Source organism: Burkholderia sp. Bp8992, from assembly GCF_003853705.1.
Taxonomy (GTDB): domain Bacteria; phylum Pseudomonadota; class Gammaproteobacteria; order Burkholderiales; family Burkholderiaceae; genus Burkholderia.
Genome location: NZ_QTQI01000014.1, coordinates 167,086 through 191,634 on the forward strand (window position 1 = coordinate 167,086; position 24,549 = coordinate 191,634).

A 24,549-nucleotide genomic window follows, 5' to 3' on the forward strand; every position below is an offset into this window, starting at 1 on the left:
GGGCGGACATGACCGAATGTCGCCACGACCAGAACGGCGAGGCTCACGACGAGCCCTATCCGGCGAGTGTGTGTTTGCATGTCATTGGATACGCGGTCACCCGGAGACATGACCGACCCGGCAGGGCCGGTATCTGACAGCTACGGCAGGCGTCGCGTCGCGATCGTGCGGCCGGGCCCCGCATTGCCCGGCCATTTCGGATCGGCCGCAGGCCGCGGAGCCGACGCCGGAATCGCGACGGGGGCCCCGCGGTAATCGCATCGGAACGGTCAGAACTGCCGCTTCTTGAGCGTATAGGCGACCAGCGAATACAGCGTGTTCGTTTGGGCATTGAAATATCCGCCCTGAGTCGGTTTCTCCGTGCTCGAGCTCCAGGTCTTTCCCGCGTCGCTGCTGACGAACGTGAGATCGAGCGGTGTGCCGTTGCGGCTGGAGTCGGTTGCGTAGACGAGCAGCAATCCGTCCCGGCCGACGCTCAGGCTATCGAGCGTCAGCTTGTCGTCAAACGTATGCAACTGCTGAACCTGCTCGGGTGCACTGTTCGTCCAGGTGGAAATGGCACCGACGCGTTGCCCTTTGTCGGCGGGATTGCCGGAATTGCGCGGTTCACCGAGGCGCGACAGGGCGTAAAGCGCATAGTGATTCGACGCGGTCGGTGACGAGGACAGGTTGACGATCACCTGTTCAGGCAAAACGGCATCCAGCGCGAACGCGGATTGCTCCCAACCGAGCCGATAGACGACGCTTCCGGCGGCAGCTTGCTCGGATTTCTCGACGTGGTACGCCACGCGCAAGGTGCCGTCCGGGCCGAGGTCGATGCCGTCAAATGTGCGGCGAGGTTTGCTTGCCTGCGCGGCGCCCGGCGGCAATTCGATTTCCCGCCACGATTGCCCGCCGTCGGACGTGCGCCACACATGCGGGCCCCAGCCGATCGCATAGCCGCGCTGCGGATCGAGAAACAGCAGGCGACCGATGTTCCGGTCTTCTGGCCACGCGAGCTGCACCCAGTCGCGTCCGCCATTGGATGACTTCCAGAGCTTGGTCACTTGCGGCGTCAGGCCGTCGGCAGGCTGAGGCGACTTGTAGTCCATCCAGCCGGTGCTGATGAATTCGACCGTCCAATCCTTCGCGTGCCACCAGGCGGCGTTCTGGCCGACCTGCTTGAAATGGCGCGTCATGTCGCTGTTCACCGGGCCGCGCCAGAATTCGACCGACGTCCGATTCAGCGTTTCGCGGCTGTCGTTCATCCAGGCTTCGGCCGGTTCCGCCTTTTCCTTGTCCTTCCATTCCGCGTACGGCTTGAAGGTAATCTCCGGATCGCTGATCTTCAGCGTGATCGCTTCGTTTCCCGATATCACGAAGTCGCCTCCGCCGTACGGCGTGCTGTTCTTCATGAAATTGTTGGAAACGACCTGCCAGTCATTCGACATATATGAGTACCCGACAATCAAGACAATGAGCACGACTGCCGCACCGAGCGACAGCTTCAGGAATTTTCTCGTCATTTCATTTCGACATCAGTTTGTCGAGTGCCCGTGCAACAGGATCGACGACATTTTTGTTGACAGCGTCACCTGCGTCTTTTGCGAATTCCACGGTATTGTCGAAATATTGCTTGCTGACACCTTTGGCGCTGTCGTATGCCTGGAGGTACGTTCTACCATCGCCCCATTCCTGAGTGTTGGGTTGCATCAGGATATTCGTCATGTCGATAGGCCCGAGCCCGGCCAGACCACCGTCGAGATAGGCGAGAGGATGGGTCTTGAACGCGTATGTCTTGAACGTTTCGTCGTCCAGTTCGAGCGTGTACTGCGGCACGTTCATCACGCAGGCGCCGCTGTTCGGCTTCTTGCCCCTGATGGAAATGGTGTCGCCGCGCATGTTCTGCTGCAAACCCTGTTCCAGATAGTGCTGCAGGAACCAGCGTGCGCTGGCCAGCCATGCCTTGCCTTTGTCGCTCAACTCCGGAAGCAGGTATTTACCGTAATTCGAGCAGTAGTAGTAACCATAGCTGACGTAGTAGCCCGGCGGCTTATGTCCGCACCCGATATGACGCATCATGAAATTGCCGTGGCGTGACCAGTCGGAATCGGTGCTTGCGACTTCTATCAGCTTCTCCCGCCGATGCAGCAACTCACGGGCAACTTTCGTGTCTTTCCACGGATCCCATGACGTGGCGAATTTCTTGACGGTCGCCCAGATACTCGACTTGCTGACCTTTTCGACCGTTTCCCAGTACTCGCCATGCAGTGGCCGGTAGTAGTACGGACAGGTTCCGATAATGGAATCGGCCGCCGGCGTCACATGCTTGTCGCAGATGTTGATCTGCACCTTCGGCCGATCCTGGTATCCCGTCGGGGTCAGCATCCCCGCGCCGGTGCCGAGCACCTTGTCCTGTTGTCCGTCAGCCATTCGATTTCCCTAGAAACTTGACGACGACGTCATGCGGCACGTGGCTCTGCGTGAGCCCGGTTTCGCCTGCCGCGTTGGTGACGCCTTCCGAGAGCAGCTTGCCATTCGAGAACATCTGGTACCGCGTGTTCGCGACCGGAATGTCGGTGCCGGCCCAGTGCGCGATGAACGCCTGGTCGTAGTTGCCGGACGAGTTCGGCAGCGTCGGCATCGTTTGCGACAGGTGCGTGGGGCCGCTGAACGCATGCTGCGCGCCCTTGATGTCGATCTTGCCGGGCGCGTGCACCTCGATGTTGCCGTCCGCGATGCGGATGTAGGCGCCGCCGGACGTCAGCAGGATCTCCTTTGCCGCGGCGCCTTCGATCGATTGCGTGACGGCGATCAGCTTCAGCGCCTTCTGCGCGGTCAGCTCGATGTTGTCCGCCTGCGCCTGCACTTCGACCTTGCCCTTGCCGGCGAATAGCTTGATCCCCGCGTTCTGCGCGAACAGGCTGATCCGGTCGAGGACACTCGCGATCAGCGATTTCCCGGCGGCGACGTGCGTGCTTTGCCCGCTGACGAGGTTGATGTGCTGGTCCGCGGCAAGTTGCGCGGACTGCTGCGTGGACATCCCGATGCCGGCCGGGCTGCCGAACAGCATCACGGGCTCCTTGAACGCATTGGCGCTGCCGGTCCCGCCGCCGGCGGTCCGGCCGCCCGACGCGGCGCCGCTCACGCTGTTCTGCGTCGCATCGGTGAACTGCTTGAGCGCCGAGTGGCCGGGGTCGAGCGACTCGCCCTGATGCTGCGCGCTGACCTCCGACATGGCCTCCATCAGGCCTTCCGCCCTGACGAGCTGCTGCTGCGTCTCCTGGACGTCGAGCGGCTGGCTCGCCGGCGGTTTCGGATACGTCGTGACGTACAGGCCGCGGTTCGCGCGAACCGCACCGAATGCGTCCGAGCGCAGGTCGAAGCCGCTGCCGAGATAGCTGCCGCGGTTGTTGCCCGTATGGTCGATCAGGTAGCCGAGATGCAGATGCGCGTTGGTCTGGCTGCTGTACAGGTGCACGCGGTTCTGCGAGGTCGCGTCGTCGAGCACCAGCTGGTTGTAGCCGGCACCCGCGTATTCCTTCGACCGGTATCCGGACAGGATGCCGTTGCTGTGCCACTGCGGGCTCGTCGCGCCGTTGTACAGCTTGCCGACGACGATCGGGCGATCGCAGTCGCCGCCGAGGAAGTCGACCAGTACCTCCTCGCCGGCGCGGTGCGGGTGGACGGCGCCGTAACCGCTGCCCGAGTCCGACGTCGCGGCGCGCAGCCAGCACGATGCTCGCTCGTCGCCGTCGTTGAGGCGGTCCCAGTGGAAGCGGACCTTGACCCGGTTGAGCTCGTCGGTGTGGACTTCCTCGCCTTGCGGCGCGACGACGATCGCCGATTGCAGGTGCATCGGCGGTTTCGCATGCTCGAGCGGGCTGCGGAACGGGACGGTCGTGCGCTGCACTTCGACGCTGACCTGGAAAAAGCCCTCGCTGCCGTCGGCGTGGGGAACGCGCGATGCATCGCCGCCGCGTGCCTGCACGATGTCGTCGACTTCGGCCCGCAAGCTGTGCGGGAACGCGGCATGGGCGTCTCCGTCCGCGACAGGCAGGTTGTTGACGATGACCCACGCGGTCTCGATCACGGCGAATTCGCGCTGGCCGGCGTCGTCCTTGTCGTGTTCGGGGTGTTCGGTGAACTCGAACGTACGTCCCGCGTCCATGCGCCGCACACCGCCGACACCGTGGAAGCGCTTGGCGTGCGATTCCTGCTCTTCCATCCAGATCTTCGACAGATGGTCGCCGCGCGACTGCTCGGGATACGTGTAGGCACCCGTGTATTCGTAGACTTCGAGCTGCGGCGGCAGATCACCCTGGTTGGCGATCGTCGGCGTATGGGTGGCTTTCGGATTCGACGCGGTGGGCGGCTGCTTGTAGTCGAACGTGCGCGTGGTGCGCGCGACGCTTCGCAGCGTGCGCGTACCGGTGAACTGGACGAGCGTGTCGGCTTCGTCGCCCGTGCCCGCGTGATGAAAGCGCACGGTTCGCGGCGACAGCGCGGGCAACGCGTCGATGCGATCGACGATGACGAGCCGGTGCGACTTGCCGTCCTTGTCCTGTTCCCAGAAACCGTACAGGCCTTCCGATTCCATCAGGCGATGCACGAAATTCCAGTCGTCCTCGTATTGCATGCAGAACGAGCGCGACGGCAGCGGCTGGTAGAGCTTGAACGTGAAGCGGCCCTTGGCCTGCGGATGCTGGTTCAGCACGTCGGCGATGATGTCGTCCGCCGAACGGTCCTGCCAGATGCGCTGATCGCGGCGGAACTTCAGGAAGTGCAGGAACGACGCAAAGGCGATCTGATAGTGCGTGACGCCGCTGTCCGAGCCGAGCCGGCGGGCCGCATGCACGTAGCCGTGGTGGGGCGCGTACGACTGGTCGGTCTGCTGGATCCACAGCGTCACCGGCTGCGCGATCAGTTTCTTGAGTTCGAGGTTGTCGGATACCGACACGGTATCGACGGTGAACTCGAAATGGCGTCCGAGCCGCGATCGCCCCGTGACGCGATGCGGCAGCAGGACGTCGGGGCCGAGCGGGGTATCCAGTTTGACCAGGCGCTCGTGCTGGACCGGTCCGGCCAGCAAGGCGCTTCTTAACGCTTGCGAATTCATCACCAGTGCTCGCTTTTGTTGTGCTGGTTCGCACGCTCTCTCGTGCGGAATCCGGTAATTGTATGAGATAAACGGTTTTATCTCGAAATAACGGGCCGGCGGCGCCCGGGCGTTCACTCCGCCGTATCTCCCGCCTTCCAGTCCCCCGACTTCCCGCCGCGCTTCTCGCGCACGCTCACGTCGGTGATCACCATCCCGCGATCGACGGCCTTGCACATGTCGTAGACGGTCAGCAGCCCGACCTGCACGGCCGTCAGCGCTTCCATCTCGACGCCGGTCCGGCCGAACGTCTCGACCTGCGCGACGCAGTGGACGCCCGGCAGCGCGTCGTCGAGTTCGAAGTCGACGGCGACGCGCGTCAGCGCGAGCGGGTGGCACAGCGGGATGAGGTCGGCCGTGCGCTTGGCGCCCTGGATCGCCGCGATGCGCGCGACGCCGAGCACGTCGCCTTTCTTGGCCTTGCCGTCGCGGATCAGCGCGAACGTGGCCGGCAGCATCCGGATCGTGCCGCGCGCGATCGCGATGCGTTGCGTTTCCTGCTTGCCGCCGACGTCGACCATGTGCGCATGGCCGGCGGCATCGAAATGGGTGAGTCCTGACATGTCTTCCTCTAGTGGAACGGAGTGCGCCCGCACGTCCCTCGATCCTGCGTCTCGATCGGCCGGGCACCGCATCCGATACCGGCGCAACGGCCCGATCCAACCGCTCAACGGGCGCCTATCATAGCAGCGGCGTCTGCGTCGCCGGGAGCGCAGATGACGCACGCGCGGCACAGGACAGTCGCCGCGGCGCCGGTACAATGGCCCGAATATTCAGACCAAACGCCCCGATGCGCGCCGCTCGCGCGGGTCGGCGTCGCTTTCATCCTGCCATGCGTGTCAAACAGTTGCTTGCCGTGTTGCTGTCGGCGGCGCTCGCGCTGCCGCCGGGCGGCCATGCGCAGAGCGCATCCGCGCCACCGCTCGAGCCGGCGACCGGCGGCTCGCCGGCGATTTCCACCATGCCGTCGGGCATCGCGACCGGCGTGTTCGGCACGTACGGCGGCGCGGAGAGCCGGTTCTCGGACGCCGGCAGCGCGTCGGCGCCGGTCGCGAGCCTGCGCGCGCCGCTTCGCGCGCTCGAGTTGCCCGATCTCGGCGACGGTTCCGGCGGTTCGCTGACGCCGCAGGCCGAGCGCCGGCTCGGCGAGCGCGTGATGCGCGAAGTGCGGCGCGATCCCGACTATCTCGACGACTGGCTCGTGCGCGACTACCTGAACGCGATGGCGGCGCGGCTTGCGGCCGCGGCCGCCGCGCGTTTCATCGGCGGCTACACGCCGGATTTCGACCTGTTTCCGGTGCGCGATCCGCAGATCAACGCGTTCTCGATGCCGGGCGGCTTCATCGGGATCAACAGCGGGCTGGTCGTCACGACGCAGACGGAGTCGGAGCTCGCGTCGGTGGTGGGCCACGAGATGGGCCACGTGCTGCAGCGGCACATCGCGCGGATGATCGGCGCGAGCAAGAAGACCGGCTACACGGCGCTCGCGACGATGCTGCTCGGCGTGCTGGCCGGCGTGCTGGCGCGCAGCGGCGATCTCGGCAGCGCGATCGCGATGGGCGGGCAGGCGTACGCGGTCGACAACCAGCTGCGCTTCTCGCGTTCGGCCGAGCGCGAGGCCGATCGCGTCGGCTTCCAGCTGCTTGCGGGCGCGGGCTATGACCCGTACGGGATGCCGGGCTTCTTCGAACGGCTCGACCGTGCGTCGATGGGCGACGCGGGCGTGCCGGCGTATGCGCGCACGCACCCGCTGACCGGCGAGCGGATCGCCGACATGGAGGATCGCGCGCGCCGTGCACCGTACCGGCAACCGCGCCAGTCGGCCGAATACGGGTTCGTGCGTGCGCGGCTGCGCATCCTGCAGAACCGCGCGCCGACCGACATCGCGGCCGAAGCGCGCCGGATGCAGCTCGAGATCGACGATCGCACGGCGCCGAACGTCGCGGCAAACTGGTACGGCATCGCGCTCGCGAACCTGTTGCTCGGCGATTGCGACGCGGCCGGCAAGGCGCTCGCGTCGGCGCGCGCGGGGTTCGATGCGCGCGAGCGGCGCGAGAGCGATCCGGACACGAGTTCGCCGAGCCTCGACGTGCTGGCCGCCGAGATCGCGCGCCGCGCGGGCCGGACCGACGACGCGGTGCGGCTCGCGGCGCTCGCGCAGCGGCGCTGGCCGGCGTCGCACGCGGCGATCGTCGCGCATCTGCAGGCGCTGATTGCCGCACGCCGTTTTGCCGAAGCGCAGACGCTCGCGCGTGCGCAGGCGACGGCCGATCCCGAGCAGCCGGACTGGTGGGACTATCTCGCGAAGGCGAGCGACGGAAAGGGCGACGTGCTCGCGCGGCGCCGCGCGCTCGCGGAGAAACTCGCGATCGACGGTGCGTGGCCGTCGGCGATCCGGCAGTTGAAGGAAGCGCGCGATGCGAAGGACGTGTCGTTCTACGAACAGTCGATCATCGGCGCGCGGCTGCTGGAATTCGAGGCGCGCTACAAGGAAGAGCGCGAGGACGAGAAGAACGGCCGCGGATAGCGGCGGTCGCGCGGCTGCGCGTCAGTTGCCGCTGCCGGCCGGGTGGCCGGCGTGGCGTGCCGGGCTCGCGACATAGCCGAACCGGGCGGGCACGTCCGCGCAGACGATGCTGCCGAGCGGCAGCGTACGGCCGGCGCGCCAGCGCAGCACGGGCGGCTCGGCATCGAAATCCGCGTGATCGGCGAACAGCCCGAGGTCGTGATCGTGCAGCGCCGCGATGCGCTGCGTACCGCCATCGCGAAACAGCACGCCGCCTCCATCGTCGAGCCAGGCTTCGTCGGGTTCGAACGGTGCGCCCGTCTGGTCGGTGAGCACGAGTTGCCCGTCGCGCTCGGCGAGCCGGACGACCCACGGCGTATAGGCGAGCTCGACGTACACGCGCTGCGGCCCGTTCTGGAAGAACCACTGGCCCTGCGCATCGCATTCGTAGTTGCGGCCGATGAACGCGTTCAGCGCCGCATGCCGGATCGGCGAGCCGAGCTCGCCGGCCGCCTGCGCGGCGTCGTCGCGCAGCCGCCATTCGCCGCGCCGGTCGAGCAGCAGCCAGCCGGTGCAGTGCGGCACGTCGGGCCATTTGGCGAGTGCTTGCCTGACGATGTCATCCATGGTCGACGAATTTCGAGCAATAGCCGAACACCCGCGCCGACAGCCAGTCGAGGCGGCCGGGGAACGGCCCGGTCATGAATCCCGCATGCCCGCCGGTCGCGGGCTGGTCGAGCTCGACGGCCGGCGACACGTCGGCCGGGCCAGGCAGCGCCGATTCGGGCAGGAACGGATCGTTGCGGGCGTTGAGGATCAGCGTCGGCACGTCGATCGCGGGCAGCAACGGCCGTGTCGTCGCCTTCGTCCAGTAGTCGTCGGCGTCCGCGAAGCCGTGCAGCGGCGCGGTCACGACTTCGTCGAAGTCGCGCATCGTCACCGCCTGCAGCATCGCTTCGCGGTCGAACAGCCCCGGGTACTGGTCGAGCTTCGCGAGCGCCTTGCGCTTGAGCGTCTTCAGGAAGCTGCGCGTATAGACCATCGCGAACCCCTGCGACAGCGCGCGGCCGCCCGCATGGACGTCGATCGGTGTCGAGATCGCGGCGGCGGCGCGCACGATCGACGTGTCGCTGCGATGCTCGCCGAGCCAGCGCAGCAGCACGTTGCCGCCAAGCGACACGCCGGCCGCGACGAGCGGCCCGCGATGCTGCGCGGCGAGCCGGCGCAGGATCCAGTCGACTTCGGCGCTGTCGGCGAGGTGATAGAAGCGCGGCTGGCGGTTGATCTCGCCGCTGCAGCTGCGAAAGTGCGGGACGACGGCGTGCCAGCCCTTCGCGCGCGCGGCAGCCATCATCTGGAGCGCGTAGTGCGAGCCGGAGCTGCCTTCGAGGCCGTGGAACAGCACGAACAGCGGCGCGTCGGGCGCCGGCGCCGCACTGTCGAGATGGGCGACCCAGTCGAGATCGATGAAGTCGTGGTCGGGGGTTTCCCATCGCTCTCGCCGGTAAGCGACAACCGGACGCCGCGCGAACAGCGCGGGCACTATGGTTTGCGCGTGACTGTTCGGTAGCCAGCGCGGTGCGCGATAGCGCAGTGTGTCGTCGTCTGGGGCCGGGGCCCCGGTCAGCGGCGAGGTGGGCGGAGAAGCCGTACTCATGATCGCCCCGCGTATGCGTTGCTTCGTCTCTTCGTCAGTGCAGCGGGCCCTGACCGTGACGGATTTTGGCGGCGAACTGCCCGGCCGCCTGTTCGGGAATCGGGCTCGCGTGGATGTGCGCGATGCGCCATTCGCCGCGTTCGTGAATCATCACGTACGTCGCGAAAACCATGTCGGGTTCGGCCGTCAGGTCGGCCTGCTGATGCGCTTCGGCGATCGTATACACGACCGTGCCGAGGCTGTCGTACACGCGGATGTCGAGCGGCTCGATCGTCACGGGGCGCGTGGCGAGCCGGTTCGCGAGCCCGCTGCGGATCTGGTCGAGGCCGTGCAGATGCTCGCCGTCCGCCCATACGCAGCTGGCGAAATCCTCGTCGATCCACAACGCCAGCAGCGCGTCGAGATTGGCATCGGCGACGGCCTGGTAGTAGGCGTTCAGCGTATCGGCAGCGGCTTCGAAAAGGCGGGCAAAACGTGGCATCGGGGTTATCTCTCGCGCGCGTCGCGCGCCGTATTCAGCACGGCGGCCCGGATGGAGCCGCCGTACACCGGTGAATCGGATTGCCCGGCGCGCCGTGCGACGCTGCCGGCCAGGGTCAGCGCTGCCCGACGAGCATGCCGCGCAAATCGCCGAATACCTGCTCGGGACCGAGTTCGCGCAGGCACTTCAGGTGGCCGAGCGGGCACTCGCGTTCGAAGCAGGGACTGCATTCGAGATGCAGCCATTGTACCTTCGCCAGGTCGGACAGCGGAGGGGTGTGGCGCGGATCGGTCGATCCGTACAGCGCGACGAGCGGCCGGCGCAGCGCGGCCGCGACGTGCATCAGCCCCGAATCGTTGGTGACGACCGCGTTCGCGCGCGCGATCAGCGCGCACGCCTCCGACAGCGACGTTTGCCCGCACAGGTTGCGCACGTTCGGCGCGTGGTCGGCGATCGCCTGCGCGGCCGCCGCGTCCTTCTGCGAGCCGAGCGCGACGATCTGCGTGTACGGGAACGACTGGTGGACGATCGTCGCGAGCGTCGCGAAGTGCTCGGGCGGCCAGCGCTTGGCCGGGCCGTATTCGGCGCCCGGGCAGAACACGACGAGCGGCTTGCGCGTATCGAGATTGAAACGCGCGGACACGCGCGCCGTCTCGTTCAGGTCCGCGTCGAGGCGCGGCGCGGGCAGCGCCTTCATCGACTCGGGCAGCTTCGCGCCCGGCGCGTACGCGAGCGCCGCGTAGTGGGTCGTCATCGGCGGCCGCTCGCCCGACTTGTCGGGGTTCGCGTGCCGCACGTTCAGCAGCCCGTAGCGGTGCTCGCCCGTATAGCCGATCCGCAGCGGGATGTTCGCGAGCCACGGGATCACGGCGGACTTCAGCGAGTTCGGCAGCACGTACGCCGCGTCGTAGCCGACGTCGCGCAGGTCGCTCGCGAGCTGCCAGCGGCGCAGCAGCTGCAGCTTGCCGTGCGCGAGATCGGTCGCGTAGACATCGTGGATCTCGGGCATCCGCTCGAGCACCGGCGCCACCCAAGAGGGTGCGACGGCATCGATCGCGATGCGGGGATGGAGTTTTTTCAGCAGCGCAAAAAGCGGCTGCGCCATCAATGCGTCACCGATCCAGTTCGGTGCGATAACCAGCGCTCGACGCATCAGGTCGACTTCCGATGTCGTAATGAATCACGGCGCACGGGCGCCGCGTTCGGGTTGCCAGAATGGAGAAGGGCGGCGCGCCGGAGGTCCGGCTGCGCCGCCTTGCGAGTCGGCGGGCCCGCGGGCCCGGCCGCCCGGGCTCAGTGGCCCTTGACGACCTCGCCGTCGCGCAGCTTGTAGCGCGTGCCGCAGTACGGGCAGCGCGCTTCGCCGTGCGACACGTCGATGAAGACGCGCGGATGGGCGCTCCAGCGCGCCATGGCCGGGTTCGGGCAGTAGGCGGGAAGATCCTTGGCCGTCAGCTCGACCAGCGGCATTTCCTTGATTTCACTCATGAGACTTTCTCTTATCACTCTTTTGTGGGGCGGTCGGTGGCGCGGCGCGCTCAGACCTTCGTCAGCCAGTGCGCGTACTTCGCGTTCTTGCCCGACACGATATCGAAAAACGCCGACTGGAGCTTTTCCGTGACGGGGCCGCGCGCGCCGCTGCCGATCGTGCGGTTGTCGAGCTCGCGGATCGGCGTGACTTCAGCGGCCGTGCCGGTGAAGAACGCCTCGTCGGCCGTGTAGACCTCGTCGCGCGTGATGCGCTTCTCGATGACCTCGATGCCGGCGTCCTTCGCGATCGTGATGACCGTATCGCGCGTGATGCCGTCGAGGCACGACGACAGGTCGGGCGTGTACAGCTTGCCGTTGTTCACGAGGAAGAAGTTCTCGCCCGAGCCTTCCGACACGTAGCCGTCGACGTCGAGCAGCAGCGCTTCGTCGTAGCCGTCGGCGGTCGCTTCCTGGTTCGCCAGGATCGAGTTCACGTACCAGCCCGACGCCTTCGCGCGCACCATCGACACGTTCACGTGGTGGCGCGTGAACGACGACGTCTTCACGCGGATGCCCTTCGCGAGGCCGTCTTCGCCGAGGTATGCGCCCCACGGCCACGCGGCGATCGCGACGTGGATCGTGTTGCCTTTCGCGGCCACGCCGAGCTTTTCCGAGCCGACCCAGATGATCGGGCGCAGGTAGCCCGAGTCGAGCTGGTTCTCGCGCACGACCGCGAGCTGCGCGGCTTCGAGCGTCTCGCGGTCGAACGGCACGTCCATCTGGAAGATCTTCGCCGAATTCAGCAGACGTTTCGTGTGCTCCGGCAGGCGGAAGATCGAGGTGCTGCCGTCGGCCGCCTTGTACGCGCGCACGCCCTCGAAGACGCCCATGCCGTAGTGCAGCGTGTGGGTCAGGACGTGGATCTTGGCGTCGCGCCAGTCGATCAGCTTGCCGTCCATCCAGATCTTGCCGTCGCGGTCGGCCATTGACATAGATTTCTCCTGGGATGCGGTTGTATGCAGCGTTGAGCCGGAAAGACGCTTATTTTAGCGTCATTTGGCGGCGATCCGGTCGGTCGGCACAGGGGCGGCGCTATAATCGCCCGGTACCGATTCCAATAACGACGGGACGTACCGGCAGGAGGCGCCGGCGCCCCGACGAACCGCCCGCTGCGGCCCGCTTTCCCATGCTCGCTCGATTGTCCGCCACCGACCGCTTCGCGCTGATCCAGGGCGCGCGCGACTATTCCCCGACATTGATGGCGATCCTGTCCTGGGGCCTCGTCACCGGCATCGCGATGAGCAAGTCGGTCATGACGCTCGGGCAGGCGAGCGCGATGTCGATCTTCGTCTACGCGGGCTCGTCGCAGCTCGCGGTGCTGCCGCTCCTCGCGGCGAAGCTGCCGATCTGGACCGTGCTGCTTACGGCCGCGATGGTCAACATGCGCTTCGTGATCTTCAGCGCCGGGCTGGCGCCCCATTTTTCCTACCTGCCGCTGTGGCGGCGCCTCGCGATCGGCTATTTCAACGGCGACGTGATCTACCTGCTGTTCCAGAAACAGGGCTTTGCCTACGGCCACGTGCCGGGCAAGGAAGCGTATTTCTGGGGGATGGCGCTCGCGAGCTGGGCATCGTGGCAGGTGTCGTCGCTCGCCGGCATCCTGCTCGCGAGCTTCTTCCCCGCGAGCTGGGGGCTGGAACTGGCCGGCACGCTCGCGCTGATCCCGATCATGGTGTCGGCGGTCGCGAACCGCTCGACGCTCGCGGCCGTTGCCGTCGCGGGCATCGTGTCGCTGATCGCGTTCGACCTGCCGTACCGGCTTGCGCTGCCGCTCGCGGTGCTCGCCGCGCTCGCGGCCGGCTGCACGGCCGACTTCTTCGTCGAACGGGCCGACTGGCGGCGCATCCGTACCGAAACCGTGCACGAAAAGGAAATTGAATGAGCGCGACGGAGATCTGGATCGTCATCATCGGGATGACGGTCGTCACGGCCGTCACGCGCGCGCTGTTCCTGATCGGCGGCGAGCGCACCGTGCAGCCCGAACGCGCGCAGCGCGCGCTGCGCTACGCGCCGGCGGCCGCGCTGGTCGCCGTCGTGCTGCCCGACGTGCTCGAAACGCCGGCCGGGCTGTCGTTCGCGTTGTCCAACCATCCGTTCTACGCGGCGCTCGCCGGCCTCGGCTGGTTCTTGTGGCGGCGCAGCATGCTCGGCACGATCGTCGTCGGGATGCTCGTGTTCACCGCCCTGCGCCTGGTCTTCTGATGAGCCGCCGCTCCGGCCTGCCGGGCGCCGGCTGCTCGCGCCCATGCATTGCTGCGCTGCGGCAACGTGTCCGCTGCCGCGTGCGATCCCAAATAGGCGGAATTCGCCGCCCGCGGGTCAGTCTGCCGGGTGGATCGGCTAGAATGCCCGTTCGAGATTTTTTACCCGTGCGCGTCATGCGAACCGCCAGCCACGGCCGCATCCGGCGCCCTTTCGCGGCAGCCCGCGCACGTCCAGCGTGAACCCCCTTTCCCCATCCACTACTTCAATTTGTCCAACATGAGCCAAGTCAAGCGTCTTACCGACCTGATCGCCGCCGGCCAGCTCGCCGGCAAGCGGGTGTTCATCCGCGCCGACCTGAACGTCCCGCAGGACGACCAGGGCAACATCACCGAAGACACGCGCGTGCGTGCGTCCGTGCCGGCCATCCAGGCCGCGCTCGACGCCGGCGCGGCCGTGATGGTCACGTCGCACCTCGGCCGTCCGACCGAAGGCGAATTCAAGCCGGAAGACTCGCTCGCACCGGTCGCGAAACGCCTCGCCGAATTGCTCGGCCGTGACGTGCCGCTGGTGTCGAACTGGGTCGAGAACGGCGTGAACGTCGCGCCGGGCCAGGTCGTGCTGCTCGAGAACTGCCGCGTCAACAAGGGCGAGAAGAAGAATTCGGACGAGCTCGCCCAGAAGATGGCGAAGCTCTGCGACGTGTACGTGAACGACGCGTTCGGCACCGCGCACCGCGCGGAAGCGACCACCCACGGGATCGCGAAGTACGCGCCGGTCGCATGCGCGGGCCCGCTGCTGGCCGCCGAACTCGACGCGCTCGGCAAGGCGCTCGGCAACCCGGCGCGCCCGCTGGTGGCGATCGTCGCGGGCTCGAAGGTGTCGACCAAGCTGACCATCCTGAAGTCGCTGGCCGGCAAGGTCGACCAGCTGATCGTCGGCGGCGGCATCGCCAACACGTTCATGCTCGCGGCCGGCCTGTCGATCGGCAAGTCGCTCGCGGAAGCCGACCTCGTCAACGAGGCGAAGGCGATCATCGACGAAGCGCGCGAGCGCGGCGCGTCGGTGCCGATCCCGACCGACGTCGTTACCGCGAAGGAATTCTCGCCGACGGCCGTGGCCACGGTGAAGCAGGTCGCCGACATCGAAGCGGACGACATGATCCTCGACATCGGCCCGGATACCGCCAAGGCGCTCGCGAGCCAGCTCGAGAAGGCCGGCACGATCGTGTGGAACGGCCCGGTCGGCGTGTTCGAGTTCGACCAGTTCGGCAACGGCACCAGGACGCTCGCCGACGCGATCGCCAAATCGTCCGCGTTCTCGATCGCGGGCGGCGGCGACACGCTCGCGGCCATCGCGAAGTACGGCATCCACGACCAGGTCAGCTACATCTCGACGGGCGGCGGCGCCTTCCTCGAGTTCCTCGAAGGGAAGAAGCTGCCGGCGGTGGAAGTGCTCGAAACGCGGGCGGCCTGAGCGTGGCGGCGCGCGCAGGGGTGACGAAGGCCGCGCGCTCCGCGAAAGCGGAGCAGCCGGCCGGCGCGGGCAAGCGCAAACGCGCGCCCGCGCGGGCGAACACCGCCCCGCGCGCACCGGCGGCTGCCGGCGACGCGGCCGCACTGCACCACGAGATTCAGAACAAAGCGATGCCGGGCGCAAGCACCGGCACGCCCCCCGGAACGGCCGCCGCTGGGCCCGCCGCTTCCGGCTCTCGCAGCGTTTCACCCAGCGCATCCACCTTGATCCAGATGAGGAGTTTCATGCAGCGCGCCACCAAGATAGTCGCCACGATCGGCCCGGCTTCCAGTTCGCCGGAGATTCTGCTGCAGATGATGCAGGCGGGCCTCGACGTCGTGCGGCTCAATTTTTCGCACGGTACGGCCGACGATCACCGCCAGCGCGCCGAGATGGTGCGCGAGGCCGCCCGCAAGGTTGGCCGCGAGATCGCGATCATGGCCGACCTCCAGGGCCCGAAGATCCGCGTCGGCAAGTTCGAGAACGGCAAGACCACGCTCGTGCCGGGGCAGCCGTTCATCCTCGACGCCGCCTGCGAACTCGGCAACGACGAGCGCGTCGGCCTCGACTACAAGGAACTGCCGCGCGACCTGCGGCCGGGCGACCTGCTGCTGCTGAACGACGGCCTGATCGTGCTGACCGTCGAGCGCGTGCTCGGCGACGAGATCCACACGATCGTCAAGGTGGGCGGCGAGCTGTCGAACAACAAGGGGATCAACCGCCAGGGCGGCGGCCTGTCGGCGCCGGCGCTGACCGCGAAGGACATGGAAGACATCCGCACCGCGATGTCGCTCGGCGCGGACCTGGTGGCGGTGTCGTTCCCGAAGAACGCGACCGACATGGAAATGGCGCGCCAGCTCGCGAACATCGCGGGCGCGCCGTACGGCATCAAGCCGAAGATGATCGCGAAGATCGAGCGCGCGGAAGCGATCCCGGCGCTGCAGAGCATCCTCGACGCATCCGACGGCATCATGGTCGCGCGCGGCGACCTCGCGGTGGAAGTGGGCAACGCGGCCGTGCCGGCGCTGCAGAAGCGGATGATCCGGATGGCGCGCGAGTCGAACAAGCTCGTGATCACCGCGACGCAGATGATGGAATCGATGATCCACGCCCCCGTGCCGACCCGCGCGGAAGTGTCGGACGTCGCCAACGCGGTGCTCGACGGCACCGACGCTGTGATGCTGTCGGCCGAGACGGCCGCCGGCAAGTACCCGGTCGTCACGATCGAGACGATGGCGGCCGTCTGCGTCGAAGCGGAAAAGTCCGAAGAGGTCGAACTCGACAAGGATTTCCTCGACCGCACGTTCACGCGAATCGACCAGTCGATCGCGATGGGCGCGCTGTTTACCGCGTACCACCTCGGCGCGAAGGCCATCATCGCGCTGACCGAATCGGGCGCGACCGCGCTGTGGATGTCGCGTCACTACACGCACGTGCCGATCTTCGCGCTGACGCCGCGCGTCGGCAGCGAACGCACGATGGCGCTGTACCGCAACGTGACGCCGCTGCACGTCGACTTCAACAGCGACCGCGATTCGGCGCTGCAGGCAGCGCTCGAGATCGTCGTCAAGCAGGGCTACGTGCAGCACGGCGACATGGTCGTGCTGACGGTCGGCGAGCCGATGGGGCAGGCGGGCGGCACCAACACGCTGAAGATCGTGCGGGTGGGCGAGCACTACTGAGTCGAGCGCCGGCCGGGCATCGGGCCGGCCTCGTGGCCGTCCGTCCGGATCGGCTGAAAATCGATCTGGCACCGTTTTTTACCCGAAAGCCGCGTGGGGTCCGAAGCCCCGCGCGGCTTTTTTTCTCTTTTTTGCCCGCATTGTGCCGTGCGAACGTAACAAATTGCGAGCGGGCGCCACGGGGCGGTCGGAATCGGAGGCGCTTCGCGATAAAATGCGGCTATTCGACGCTCAGCCGCGCCGCGCCGCCCCGGTCCAACCGGGGCCGGCTGCCGCGCCGGCGTCAGGGCGCACCGGTTTTCATTCCAAGGAGTTCCACAATGCCTCTCGTATCAATGCGTCAATTGCTGGACCACGCGGCAGAGCACGGTTACGGCCTGCCGGCCTTCAACGTGAACAATCTGGAGCAAGTCCAGGCGATCATGGCGGCGGCGGACCAGGTCGGCGCGCCCGTGATCATGCAGGCATCGGCCGGCGCGCGTAAGTATGCGGGCGAGCCGTTCCTGCGCCACCTGATCGAAGCAGCCGTCGAGTCGTACCCGCACATCCCGGTCGTGATGCACCAGGATCACGGCCAGTCGCCGGCAGTCTGTACGGCCGCGATCCGCAGCGGCTTCACGAGCGTGATGATGGACGGTTCGCTCGAAGCCGACGGCAAGACGGTCGCGTCGTACGAGTACAACGTCGACGTGTCGCGCAAGGTCGTCGAGATGGCGCACTCGATCGGCGTGACGGTCGAAGCCGAACTCGGCGTGCTCGGCTCGCTCGAGACGATGAAGGGCGACAAGGAAGACGGCCACGGCGCGGAAGGCACGATGACCCGCGAGCAGCTGCTGACCGATCCGGAGCAGGCCGCCGACTTCGTGAAGCTCACGCAGTGCGACGCGCTCGCGATCGCGATCGGTACGTCGCACGGTGCGTACAAGTTCTCGAAGAAGCCGACGGGCGACATCCTGTCGATCCAGCGCATCAAGGAAATCCACGCGCGCATCCCGAACACGCACCTCGTGATGCACGGTTCGTCGTCGGTGCCGCAGGAGCTGCTGGCCGAGATCCGCGAATTCGGCGGCGACATGAAGGAAACCTACGGCGTGCCGGTCGAGGAAATCCAGGAAGGCATCAAGCACGGCGTGCGCAAGATCAACATCGACACCGACCTGCGTCTCGCGATCACCGGCGCGATCCGCCGCTACCTGTTCGAGAACCCGGGCAAGTTCGATCCGCGCGACTACCTGAAGCCCGCGCGCGAAGCCGCGAAGCAGGTTTGCGTCGACCGTTACCTCGCGTTCGGCTGCGAAGGCCAGGCCGGCAAGATCAAGCCGGTATCGCTCGACAAGATCGCCGAGCAGTACAAGTCCGGCGCGCTCGCGCAGGTCGTGCGCTGAGACTGTAGTACGATTGCCCCCGCCGCAAGGCCGGGGCTGGCCGCCCGGTTGCCGGATCTGATCCGGCCCCGGCAGCCGTTCCGTCCGGCCGAACGAGGGCCGGCCGGCAATCGCCGGGCGTTGTCGCCCGCCGGTTCGCCGACGTATTGCAAGACCGCCGTTCCCGCCTGCCGCGGGGAACGGCGTTTCCCTTTTTGTTTGGCTCCTTATCTGCGAAAAGACGATGTCTACCCTTTACGAATCCACGCTCCGCTCGCTGCCGCTCCTCGGTCGCGGCAAGGTCCGCGATAACTACGCGGTCGGCAACGACAAGCTCCTGATCGTCACGACCGACCGTCTGTCGGCATTCGACGTGGTGATGGGCGAGCCGATTCCGAACAAGGGCCGCGTGCTGAACCAGATGGCGAACTTCTGGTTCGACAAGCTCGCGCACATCGTGCCGAACCACCTGACGGGCGACGCGCCGGAAGCGGTCGTCGCGGCCGACGAGGTCGAGCAGGTGAAGGGCCGCGGCGTGGTCGTCAAGCGCCTCGAGCCGATCATGATCGAAGCGGTCGTGCGCGGCTACCTGGCCGGCAGCGGCTGGAAGGAATACCAGGCGTCGGGCGCCGTGTGCGGCGTGCAGCTGCCGGAAGGCCTGCAGAACGCGCAGAAGCTGCCCGAGCCGATCTTCACGCCGGCCGCGAAGGCCGAGATGGGCGAGCACGACGAGAACATCACGTTCGAGGAAACCGAGCGCCGCATCGGCACCGAGCTGGCCGCGACGATCCGCGACATCTCGATCAAGCTGTACAAGGAAGCGGCGGACTATGCGGCGACGCGCGGCATCATCATCGCCGACACGAAGTTCGAATTCGGCCTCGACAACCACGGCAAGCTGTACCTGATGGACGAAGTGCTGACGGCCGATTCGTCGCGCTTCTGGCCGGCCGACCAGTACGAAGTCGGCACGAACCCGCCGTCGTTCGACAAGCAGTTCGTGCGCGACTGGCTCGAGGCGCAGCCGTGGGGCAAGACGGCGCCGGCGCCGGCGCTGCCGGCCGACGTCGTCGAGAAGACTGCCGCGAAGTACCAGGAAGCGCTCGAGCGCATCACCGGCCAGTCGCTTGCCTGATCGAGGAAAGGAACAATGAGCGAAGTCCAGACTGCCCACACGCACAGTGCGCCGCTCGTCGGCGTGCTGATGGGTTCGAGTTCCGACTGGGACGTGATGAAGCACGCGGTCGCGATCCTGCAGGAATTCGGCGTACCGTACGAAGCGAAGGTCGTGTCCGCGCACCGGATGCCCGACGAGATGTTCGACTATGCGGAGAAGGCGCGCGAGCGCGGGCTGCGGGCGATCATCGCGGGCGCCGGCGGCGCCGCGCACCTGCCCGGCATGCTGGCCGCGAAGACCACGGTGCCCGTGCTCGGCGTGCCGGTCGCGAGCAAGTACCTGAAGGGCGTCGATTCGCTCCATTCGATCGTGCAGATGCCGAAGGGCGTGCCCGTCGCGACGTTCGCGATCGGCGAGGCCGGCGCCGCGAATGCCGCGCTGTTCGCCGTGTCGATCCTGTCCGGCCATTCGGTCGACTATGCGAACCGGCTCGCCGCGTTCCGCGTGCGGCAGAACGAAGCTGCGCACGCGATGGTGCTGCCGCCGCTGGAATGACGGCATGGCGCGCGGCCGCGCGACGCGGCCGGCGCCGGATTTTCCCACTGCGGCGGGCATTTCCGCGTTCCGCCGCGACCGACCACTGACATGACCGCAACTCCTGATTCCGTTTCCCCGATCCTGCCCGGCGCGTGGCTGGGCATGGTCGGCGGTGGCCAGCTCGGCCGCATGTTCTGCTTTGCCGCCCAGTCGATGGGTTATCGCGTCGCCGTGCTCGACCCCGATCCGACGAGCCCCGCCGGCGCGGTCGCCGACCGCCATCTGCGCGCGGCGTACGACGACGAAGCCGCGCTCGCCGAACTGGCCGATCTGTGCGACGCAGTGTCGACGGAGTTCGAGAACGTGCCGGCCGCGAGCCTCGATTTCCTCGCGCGCACGACGTTCGTCGCGCCTGCCGGCCGCTGCGTCGCGGTCGCGCAGGACCGGATCGCGGAGAAGCGCTTCATCGAGGCGTCGGGCGTGCCCGTCGCGCCGCACGTCGTGATCGAATCGTCGGCGGCGCTCGCCGCGCTCGACGATGCCGCGCTAGGCGCGGTGCTGCCGGGCATCCTGAAGACGGCGCGTCTCGGCTACGACGGCAAGGGCCAGGTGCGGGTGAGCACCGCGCAGGAAGCGCGCGACGCCCATGCGGCGCTCGGCGGCGTGCCGTGCGTGCTCGAGAAGCGCCTGCCGCTGAAATACGAAGTGTCGGCACTGATCGCGCGCGGCGCGGACGGCCGCTCGGCCGCCTTCCCGCTCGCGCAGAACGTGCACCACAACGGCATCCTCGCGCTGACGGTCGTGCCGGCGCCGGCCGCCGATGCCGCGCGCGTCGCAGAGGCGCAGCAGGCTGCCGTGCGGATCGCCGATACGCTCGGCTACGTCGGCGTGCTGTGCGTCGAATTCTTCGTGCTGGAAGACGGCTCGTTCGTCGCGAACGAAATGGCGCCGCGCCCGCACAACTCCGGCCACTACACGGTCGATGCGTGCGCAACGAGCCAGTTCGAGCAGCAGGTGCGCGCGATGACGCGCATGCCGCTCGGCAACCCGCGCCAGCATTCGCCGGCCGCGATGCTGAACATCCTCGGCGACGTGTGGTTCCCCGACGGGGCAGCGGCCGATGCCGTCACGCCGCCGTGGGACACGGTCGCTGCGATGCCGGCTGCGCACCTGCACCTGTACGGCAAGGAAGACGCACGGGTCGGCCGCAAGATGGGCCACGTGAACTTCACGGCCGAGACGCGCGACGAAGCCGTTGCTGCCGCCACCGCATGCGCGCAGCTGCTGCGCGTGCCGCTCGACTGAGGCGCCGGCCGATGCCCATCGATCTCCCGAAGTCCGTGACGCTTGCCCAGATCGACGCGGCCGCCGCGCTGCTCGACGCGGGGCAGCTCGTCGCGTTCCCGACCGAGACCGTCTACGGGCTCGGCGGCGACGCGGCGAACCCCGAAGCCGTCGCGCGCATCTACGCGGCGAAAGGGCGGCCCGCGAACCATCCGGTGATCGTGCATCTGCCGCCGGGCGGCGATCCCGGCTACTGGGCCGACGACCTGCCGCCCGACGCGCACGCGTTGATCGACGCATTCTGGCCGGGCCCGCTGACGCTGATCCTGAAGCGCCATGCGCGCATTCCGGACGCCGTGAGCGGCGGGCAGGATTCGGTCGGGCTGCGCTGCCCGTCGCATCCGGTCGCGCAGGCGCTGCTGGCCGCATTCAGCGCGCGGCGCGGCGGCCACGGCGGGGTGGCGGCGCCGTCCGCGAACCGGTTCGGCCACGTGAGCCCGACGACCGCGCAGCACGTGCGCGACGAATTCGGCGACACCGTGCACGTGCTCGACGGCGGTGCATCGGAAGTCGGCATCGAATCGACGATTCTCGACCTGTCGCGCGGCTTCCCGGCGCTGCTGCGCCCGGGCCACGTGACGCCGCAACAGATCGCCGACGTGCTCGGCCGCGCGCCGCAGCTGCCGGACGGCAGCGATGCAACGGCACCGCGCGCATCGGGCACGCTGAAAGCGCATTACGCGCCGCGCACGCCGCTCGCGTTGCTGCCGTTCGATGCGCTCGAACCGCTGCTCGCGGCTGCGCAAACCGATGGCGAACGCGTTGCGCTCGTCGCCCGTGCATCGCGCGCGGGACGCTGGGCGCAGGCCGACGGCGTGCATTTCGTCGCGGCGCCGGAAGATCCGCAAGCCTATGCACGCGACCTGTACGGGATGCTGCGCGCGCTCGATCGTGCGCAAGTCGCGCGTATCCTCGTCGAGAAACTGCCCGAGACCGTCGAATGGATCGCGGTCAACGATCGCCTCGGCCGCGCGGCGGCCGCGTTCGAAGCGCGCGACTGACGCTCGTTTCGCTTCACGCATGAAAAAACGCCCGACCGGCGAACCGGTCGGGCGTTTTCGTTTGGGCGCGTGGCCGGCCGCTTACTTGCCGACGCCGGACTTCGCGATCTGCTGTTCGACGAACTGCGCGAACAGCGCGTGCAGGTGCGTCGTCGGGTGGACCGTGTCGGCGAACATGTAGGTCTGGTCCGCGTTCGCGACCGTGTAGGTCTGCGGCGAGCAGAACAGCGACGAGCCGAATGCGGTCGCGTTCGCGACGCCGTACTGCGTGGCGGCCTGGACCATTGCCTTCAGGTTGCAGGCGGTGTCGGTGTTCGACACGCTGAAACCGTTCGCCTGGTAGTTGGCCGCGATGCCGTCCTGCCACGTAAACACATCGACCACCGCATACTTCGTCGGGTCGACCTTCAGCGCGGCGAGCGTGCCGACGAGCGTCTTGTTGAACAGGCCCGACAGTTGCGTGAACGCAGCCTGCGTGCCGCCCTGCAGCGCGAGCGGCGTGCCGCCGATGTCCGGCACGTTCGCGACGAACACGTGCGTCGCGCCGGCCGCGACGATCTGCTGGACGATGCCGCCGAGCTGCTGTGCGGCCAGGCCGATCGCCTGTGCGGCCGCGAGCTGCGCGGCCGGCGTGTTGCCTTGTGCCTGCGCGACCTGCGCCTGATAGAAGATGTCGTTCGCGCCGCCGTTGACCAGCACGATCTGGCCGGCGTTGAAGCTGCCGTGCTGCGATATGTACTGCTTGACCTGGTCGGCGATCGGCGTCGTCGTGGCCTGCGCGTAGTCGGCGTTCGGCACGCTGGCGTCCGCGTGGCCGATGCCCGGCTGCAGCGTCACGCGCGAGCCGCCTTGTGCGTAGCCGAGGCCGCCGGTGGCCTGCAGCGGGATGCCGAAGCCGCCCTGGTTCGCGGGCTGCAGCGTGTCGCCGTAGTACTGCGCGACGTTCTGCGTCCACACCTGGCCCGGGTTCGTCGTGAAGCGGCCGCCGCCGAAGCCGAGCTTGATCTGCGAGTAGGTGCCCGCGTCCGACAGGCTGTCGCCGAACGACACGATCTGCATCTTCACGCCCGACGGCGGCGTGTTCGATGCGCTGCTGCTGCTGTTGTTGTCGTCACCGCCGCCGCACGCGGCGAGCAGCGCGAGCGCGGCGCCGGCGATCGCGGCCTGCGCGGTGCGCAGCATGCGCTGACGGGTGCGGGAAGGTGCGTGTTGTTGTGTCTGCATCGTTCGATCTCCTCGTAGATATGGCCTGATGTGTTTCTCATCTGCCGCGTGCCTGCTCGGTTCCGGGCTGCGCGGCGGCCGTTGGCTGAAACGGTTTATTGGTTACGCGCAGCCGCCAGCGGCACGGTGCGCGGATCCTGGTTCGCGGCCTCGGCAATCTGCGCATGATAAGCGCTCGCCCATTCGGGCGGGCCGAAAATCGCGCGCAGCTTGTTGCGCCATCCGTCGACGCGCAACGCGTCGGACGCCATCGACACCCACTCGTGGAACGTCGCGACGAGCGGGTTGTTCGAGCCGAGTCGCTCGACGATCCCGTACTGCGGCGGGTCGTCGGGCGTTTCGTCGACGTAGCTGCCGAACAGGCGGTCCCAGATCACCAGGACGCCTGCGTAATTGCGGTCGATGTAGCGCGCGTTGCGTGCATGGTGCGCGCGGTGGATCGACGGCGTGTTCAGCACGTATTCGAGCCAGCCGAGCTTGCCGATCGCCTGCGTGTGCACGAAGAACTGGAACGCGAGGTTGATCAGCACGATGCCGATGACCTGTTGCGGCGGAAAGCCGGCGAACGCGAGCGGCAGCCAGAACACCCACATGCCCGCGACGGGGTACATCAGGCTCTGGCGGAACGCGGTCGAGAAATTCATCCGCTCGGACGAGTGGTGCACGACGTGCGCGGCCCACAGCCAACGCACGCGATGGCTCGCGCGATGGAATACGTAGTAGAGGAAGTCCTGTGCGACGAACAGCACTGCGAACGACAGCCAGCTGTCGTGCCACGTGAACAGGCGATAGTGCTGGTAGCAGTACGCGTAGACGGGGATCACGAACAGCCATGCGATCTTGTCGGCGCCCTGGTGCATCAGCGCGAGCGCCGCGTTGCACAGCGTGTCGCGCCACGCATAGAGATGGTCCTGCGCACGGGTGCGGGCGAGGTGCCAGGCCTCCCACGCGATGCAGAGCAGGAAGACGGGCGCCAGCGCGAGCAGAAGCAATTCGACGTCGAATCGCATGGGCGTGTCTCCTTCTTTCCCCTGCAAGCCATGAGGCCGGGCGTATGGCCCGTTGTAGATATCGGTCAGGCCAACAGCCTACGCAATCGCCACGCGCTAGGCGAGGGGGCAGCGTAGAGGGTTCCCTCTGAGGACAGGGTTTCTACGGAAGCCGCGCGGCGCGGGGCCCGGCGGTGCGGCCCTGTTTTACGGGCGCGGTTGGCGCACGGCGCGGCGCGCGCCGGCGGCGGCGGTGTTTCAAA

At 67.5% G+C, this 24,549-nt stretch carries 23 protein-coding genes; 10 read left to right on the forward strand and 13 right to left on the reverse strand.

Annotation, left to right across the window (positions count from 1 at the left end; translation table 11 throughout):
• Nucleotides 1-269: 269 nt before the first annotated feature.
• The 4 genes from DIE03_RS21380 to moaC form a co-directional block, all read right to left on the reverse strand.
• Nucleotides 270-1,505 (reverse strand): WD40/YVTN/BNR-like repeat-containing protein, encoded by a 1,236-nt coding sequence (locus DIE03_RS21380; protein ID WP_409364428.1) that lies wholly within the window; start codon nucleotides 1,503-1,505, stop codon nucleotides 270-272.
• Between the two features lies 1 nt (nucleotide 1,506).
• Nucleotides 1,507-2,412 carry a hypothetical protein gene (locus tag DIE03_RS21385; RefSeq protein ID WP_124453771.1) on the reverse strand — a complete coding sequence of 302 codons (906 nt, stop codon included), beginning with the start codon at nucleotides 2,410-2,412 and terminating at the stop codon, nucleotides 1,507-1,509.
• Complete coding sequence (locus tag DIE03_RS21390; RefSeq protein ID WP_124453773.1) at nucleotides 2,405-5,098, reverse strand: type VI secretion system Vgr family protein; 2,694 nt, start codon at nucleotides 5,096-5,098, stop codon at nucleotides 2,405-2,407. The genes DIE03_RS21385 and DIE03_RS21390 overlap by 8 nt, the downstream gene beginning before the upstream one ends.
• Before the next feature lie 113 nt (nucleotides 5,099-5,211).
• A complete protein-coding gene (gene moaC, locus DIE03_RS21395) occupies nucleotides 5,212-5,700 on the reverse strand; it encodes a cyclic pyranopterin monophosphate synthase MoaC (RefSeq protein ID WP_124453775.1) in 489 nt (162 codons plus the stop codon).
• A 269-nt stretch (nucleotides 5,701-5,969) separates the two neighbouring features.
• Between moaC and DIE03_RS21400 the strand changes: the two genes are divergently transcribed.
• Complete coding sequence (locus tag DIE03_RS21400) at nucleotides 5,970-7,664, forward strand: M48 family metalloprotease (protein WP_124453777.1); 1,695 nt, start codon at nucleotides 5,970-5,972, stop codon at nucleotides 7,662-7,664.
• A gap of 21 nt (nucleotides 7,665-7,685) precedes the next feature.
• On the opposite strand, the gene DIE03_RS21405 is transcribed toward DIE03_RS21400, so the two are convergent.
• The 6 genes from DIE03_RS21405 to DIE03_RS21430 all read right to left on the reverse strand — a co-directional run bounded on the left by DIE03_RS21405 (nucleotide 7,686) and on the right by DIE03_RS21430 (nucleotide 12,243).
• Nucleotides 7,686-8,270 carry a DUF2946 family protein gene (locus DIE03_RS21405; protein ID WP_124453779.1) on the reverse strand — a complete coding sequence of 195 codons (585 nt, stop codon included), beginning with the start codon at nucleotides 8,268-8,270 and terminating at the stop codon, nucleotides 7,686-7,688.
• Nucleotides 8,263-9,300 (reverse strand): hydrolase, encoded by a 1,038-nt coding sequence (locus tag DIE03_RS21410; protein WP_124453781.1) that lies wholly within the window; start codon nucleotides 9,298-9,300, stop codon nucleotides 8,263-8,265. Before DIE03_RS21410 ends, DIE03_RS21405 begins: the two co-directional genes overlap by 8 nt.
• 34 nt (nucleotides 9,301-9,334) lie before the next feature.
• Nucleotides 9,335-9,781 carry a nuclear transport factor 2 family protein gene (locus DIE03_RS21415; RefSeq protein ID WP_034178922.1) on the reverse strand — a complete coding sequence of 149 codons (447 nt, stop codon included), beginning with the start codon at nucleotides 9,779-9,781 and terminating at the stop codon, nucleotides 9,335-9,337.
• Nucleotides 9,782-9,896: 115 nt separating this feature from the next.
• The gene (gene waaF, locus DIE03_RS21420; RefSeq protein WP_124453783.1) at nucleotides 9,897-10,934 is read right to left on the reverse strand and encodes a lipopolysaccharide heptosyltransferase II; all 1,038 of its coding nucleotides are present in this window, start codon (nucleotides 10,932-10,934) and stop codon (nucleotides 9,897-9,899) included.
• A gap of 140 nt (nucleotides 10,935-11,074) precedes the next feature.
• Complete coding sequence (locus DIE03_RS21425; protein ID WP_006749970.1) at nucleotides 11,075-11,269, reverse strand: zinc-finger domain-containing protein; 195 nt, start codon at nucleotides 11,267-11,269, stop codon at nucleotides 11,075-11,077.
• A gap of 50 nt (nucleotides 11,270-11,319) precedes the next feature.
• Nucleotides 11,320-12,243 (reverse strand): branched-chain amino acid transaminase, encoded by a 924-nt coding sequence (locus DIE03_RS21430; protein WP_124453785.1) that lies wholly within the window; start codon nucleotides 12,241-12,243, stop codon nucleotides 11,320-11,322.
• Between the two features lie 194 nt (nucleotides 12,244-12,437).
• On the opposite strand from DIE03_RS21430, the gene DIE03_RS21435 reads away from it, so the two are divergent.
• The 3 genes from DIE03_RS21435 to DIE03_RS21445 all read left to right on the forward strand — a co-directional run bounded on the left by DIE03_RS21435 (nucleotide 12,438) and on the right by DIE03_RS21445 (nucleotide 14,989).
• Entirely contained in the window at nucleotides 12,438-13,193 is a 756-nt protein-coding gene (locus tag DIE03_RS21435; RefSeq protein WP_124453787.1) for an AzlC family ABC transporter permease, read from the forward strand.
• Nucleotides 13,190-13,513 (forward strand): AzlD domain-containing protein, encoded by a 324-nt coding sequence (locus tag DIE03_RS21440; protein ID WP_124453789.1) that lies wholly within the window; start codon nucleotides 13,190-13,192, stop codon nucleotides 13,511-13,513. The genes DIE03_RS21435 and DIE03_RS21440 overlap by 4 nt, the downstream gene beginning before the upstream one ends.
• A 279-nt stretch (nucleotides 13,514-13,792) precedes the next feature.
• Complete coding sequence (locus tag DIE03_RS21445; protein WP_124453791.1) at nucleotides 13,793-14,989, forward strand: phosphoglycerate kinase; 1,197 nt, start codon at nucleotides 13,793-13,795, stop codon at nucleotides 14,987-14,989.
• Between the two features lie 157 nt (nucleotides 14,990-15,146).
• On the opposite strand, the gene DIE03_RS38805 is transcribed toward DIE03_RS21445, so the two are convergent.
• Nucleotides 15,147-15,275: a hypothetical protein gene (locus DIE03_RS38805; RefSeq protein WP_021164118.1), complete on the reverse strand. Its 129-nt coding sequence runs from the start codon at nucleotides 15,273-15,275 to the stop codon at nucleotides 15,147-15,149.
• Here DIE03_RS38805 and pyk point away from each other — a divergent pair.
• The 6 genes from pyk (at nucleotide 15,274) to DIE03_RS21475 (ending at nucleotide 22,073) form a co-directional block, all read left to right on the forward strand.
• Nucleotides 15,274-16,710, forward strand: coding sequence for a pyruvate kinase (gene pyk / locus DIE03_RS21450; RefSeq protein ID WP_124453793.1), 1,437 nt, complete (start codon nucleotides 15,274-15,276; stop codon nucleotides 16,708-16,710). The genes DIE03_RS38805 and pyk overlap by 2 nt on opposite strands.
• A 320-nt stretch (nucleotides 16,711-17,030) precedes the next feature.
• Nucleotides 17,031-18,095, forward strand: coding sequence for a class II fructose-bisphosphate aldolase (fba, locus tag DIE03_RS21455; RefSeq protein WP_050014549.1), 1,065 nt, complete (start codon nucleotides 17,031-17,033; stop codon nucleotides 18,093-18,095).
• 223 nt (nucleotides 18,096-18,318) lie between these two features.
• Nucleotides 18,319-19,209: a phosphoribosylaminoimidazolesuccinocarboxamide synthase gene (locus DIE03_RS21460; protein WP_039360621.1), complete on the forward strand. Its 891-nt coding sequence runs from the start codon at nucleotides 18,319-18,321 to the stop codon at nucleotides 19,207-19,209.
• A 15-nt stretch (nucleotides 19,210-19,224) separates the two neighbouring features.
• Nucleotides 19,225-19,746 carry a 5-(carboxyamino)imidazole ribonucleotide mutase gene (gene purE, locus DIE03_RS21465; RefSeq protein WP_069257477.1) on the forward strand — a complete coding sequence of 174 codons (522 nt, stop codon included), beginning with the start codon at nucleotides 19,225-19,227 and terminating at the stop codon, nucleotides 19,744-19,746.
• Nucleotides 19,747-19,836: 90 nt separating this feature from the next.
• Nucleotides 19,837-21,033, forward strand: a complete 1,197-nt coding sequence (locus DIE03_RS21470) for a 5-(carboxyamino)imidazole ribonucleotide synthase (RefSeq protein WP_124453795.1) — start codon at nucleotides 19,837-19,839, stop codon at nucleotides 21,031-21,033.
• Between the two features lie 11 nt (nucleotides 21,034-21,044).
• Nucleotides 21,045-22,073 (forward strand): L-threonylcarbamoyladenylate synthase, encoded by a 1,029-nt coding sequence (locus tag DIE03_RS21475; RefSeq protein WP_124453797.1) that lies wholly within the window; start codon nucleotides 21,045-21,047, stop codon nucleotides 22,071-22,073.
• 81 nt (nucleotides 22,074-22,154) lie between these two features.
• Here DIE03_RS21475 and DIE03_RS21480 read toward each other — a convergent pair whose 3' ends face one another.
• Together DIE03_RS21480 and DIE03_RS21485 are read right to left on the reverse strand one after the other, a co-directional pair.
• Entirely contained in the window at nucleotides 22,155-23,297 is a 1,143-nt protein-coding gene (locus tag DIE03_RS21480) for an SGNH/GDSL hydrolase family protein (RefSeq protein WP_124453799.1), read from the reverse strand.
• Between the two features lie 95 nt (nucleotides 23,298-23,392).
• A complete protein-coding gene (locus tag DIE03_RS21485) occupies nucleotides 23,393-24,307 on the reverse strand; it encodes a sterol desaturase family protein (protein WP_124453800.1) in 915 nt (304 codons plus the stop codon).
• Nucleotides 24,308-24,549 lie beyond the last annotated feature (242 nt).

Bases quoted from the DNA above. Each gene is read 5' to 3' on its own strand.
- DIE03_RS21380 (WP_409364428.1), bottom strand. From the start codon at position 1,505: ATGACGAGAAAATTCCTGAAGCTGTCGCTCGGTGCGGCAGTCGTGCTC.
- DIE03_RS21385 (WP_124453771.1), bottom strand. From the start codon at position 2,412: ATGGCTGACGGACAACAGGACAAGGTGCTCGGCACCGGCGCGGGGATG.
- DIE03_RS21390 (WP_124453773.1), bottom strand. From the start codon at position 5,098: ATGAATTCGCAAGCGTTAAGAAGCGCCTTGCTGGCCGGACCGGTCCAG.
- moaC (WP_124453775.1), bottom strand. From the start codon at position 5,700: ATGTCAGGACTCACCCATTTCGATGCCGCCGGCCATGCGCACATGGTC.
- DIE03_RS21400 (WP_124453777.1), top strand. From the start codon at position 5,970: ATGCGTGTCAAACAGTTGCTTGCCGTGTTGCTGTCGGCGGCGCTCGCG.
- DIE03_RS21405 (WP_124453779.1), bottom strand. From the start codon at position 8,270: ATGGATGACATCGTCAGGCAAGCACTCGCCAAATGGCCCGACGTGCCG.
- DIE03_RS21410 (WP_124453781.1), bottom strand. From the start codon at position 9,300: ATGAGTACGGCTTCTCCGCCCACCTCGCCGCTGACCGGGGCCCCGGCC.
- DIE03_RS21415 (WP_034178922.1), bottom strand. From the start codon at position 9,781: ATGCCACGTTTTGCCCGCCTTTTCGAAGCCGCTGCCGATACGCTGAAC.
- waaF (WP_124453783.1), bottom strand. From the start codon at position 10,934: ATGCGTCGAGCGCTGGTTATCGCACCGAACTGGATCGGTGACGCATTG.
- DIE03_RS21425 (WP_006749970.1), bottom strand. From the start codon at position 11,269: ATGAGTGAAATCAAGGAAATGCCGCTGGTCGAGCTGACGGCCAAGGAT.
- DIE03_RS21430 (WP_124453785.1), bottom strand. From the start codon at position 12,243: ATGTCAATGGCCGACCGCGACGGCAAGATCTGGATGGACGGCAAGCTG.
- DIE03_RS21435 (WP_124453787.1), top strand. From the start codon at position 12,438: ATGCTCGCTCGATTGTCCGCCACCGACCGCTTCGCGCTGATCCAGGGC.
- DIE03_RS21440 (WP_124453789.1), top strand. From the start codon at position 13,190: ATGAGCGCGACGGAGATCTGGATCGTCATCATCGGGATGACGGTCGTC.
- DIE03_RS21445 (WP_124453791.1), top strand. From the start codon at position 13,793: ATGAGCCAAGTCAAGCGTCTTACCGACCTGATCGCCGCCGGCCAGCTC.
- pyk (WP_124453793.1), top strand. From the start codon at position 15,274: ATGCAGCGCGCCACCAAGATAGTCGCCACGATCGGCCCGGCTTCCAGT.
- DIE03_RS38805 (WP_021164118.1), bottom strand. From the start codon at position 15,275: ATGAAACTCCTCATCTGGATCAAGGTGGATGCGCTGGGTGAAACGCTG.
- fba (WP_050014549.1), top strand. From the start codon at position 17,031: ATGCCTCTCGTATCAATGCGTCAATTGCTGGACCACGCGGCAGAGCAC.
- DIE03_RS21460 (WP_039360621.1), top strand. From the start codon at position 18,319: ATGTCTACCCTTTACGAATCCACGCTCCGCTCGCTGCCGCTCCTCGGT.
- purE (WP_069257477.1), top strand. From the start codon at position 19,225: ATGAGCGAAGTCCAGACTGCCCACACGCACAGTGCGCCGCTCGTCGGC.
- DIE03_RS21470 (WP_124453795.1), top strand. From the start codon at position 19,837: ATGACCGCAACTCCTGATTCCGTTTCCCCGATCCTGCCCGGCGCGTGG.
- DIE03_RS21475 (WP_124453797.1), top strand. From the start codon at position 21,045: ATGCCCATCGATCTCCCGAAGTCCGTGACGCTTGCCCAGATCGACGCG.
- DIE03_RS21480 (WP_124453799.1), bottom strand. From the start codon at position 23,297: ATGCAGACACAACAACACGCACCTTCCCGCACCCGTCAGCGCATGCTG.
- DIE03_RS21485 (WP_124453800.1), bottom strand. From the start codon at position 24,307: ATGCGATTCGACGTCGAATTGCTTCTGCTCGCGCTGGCGCCCGTCTTC.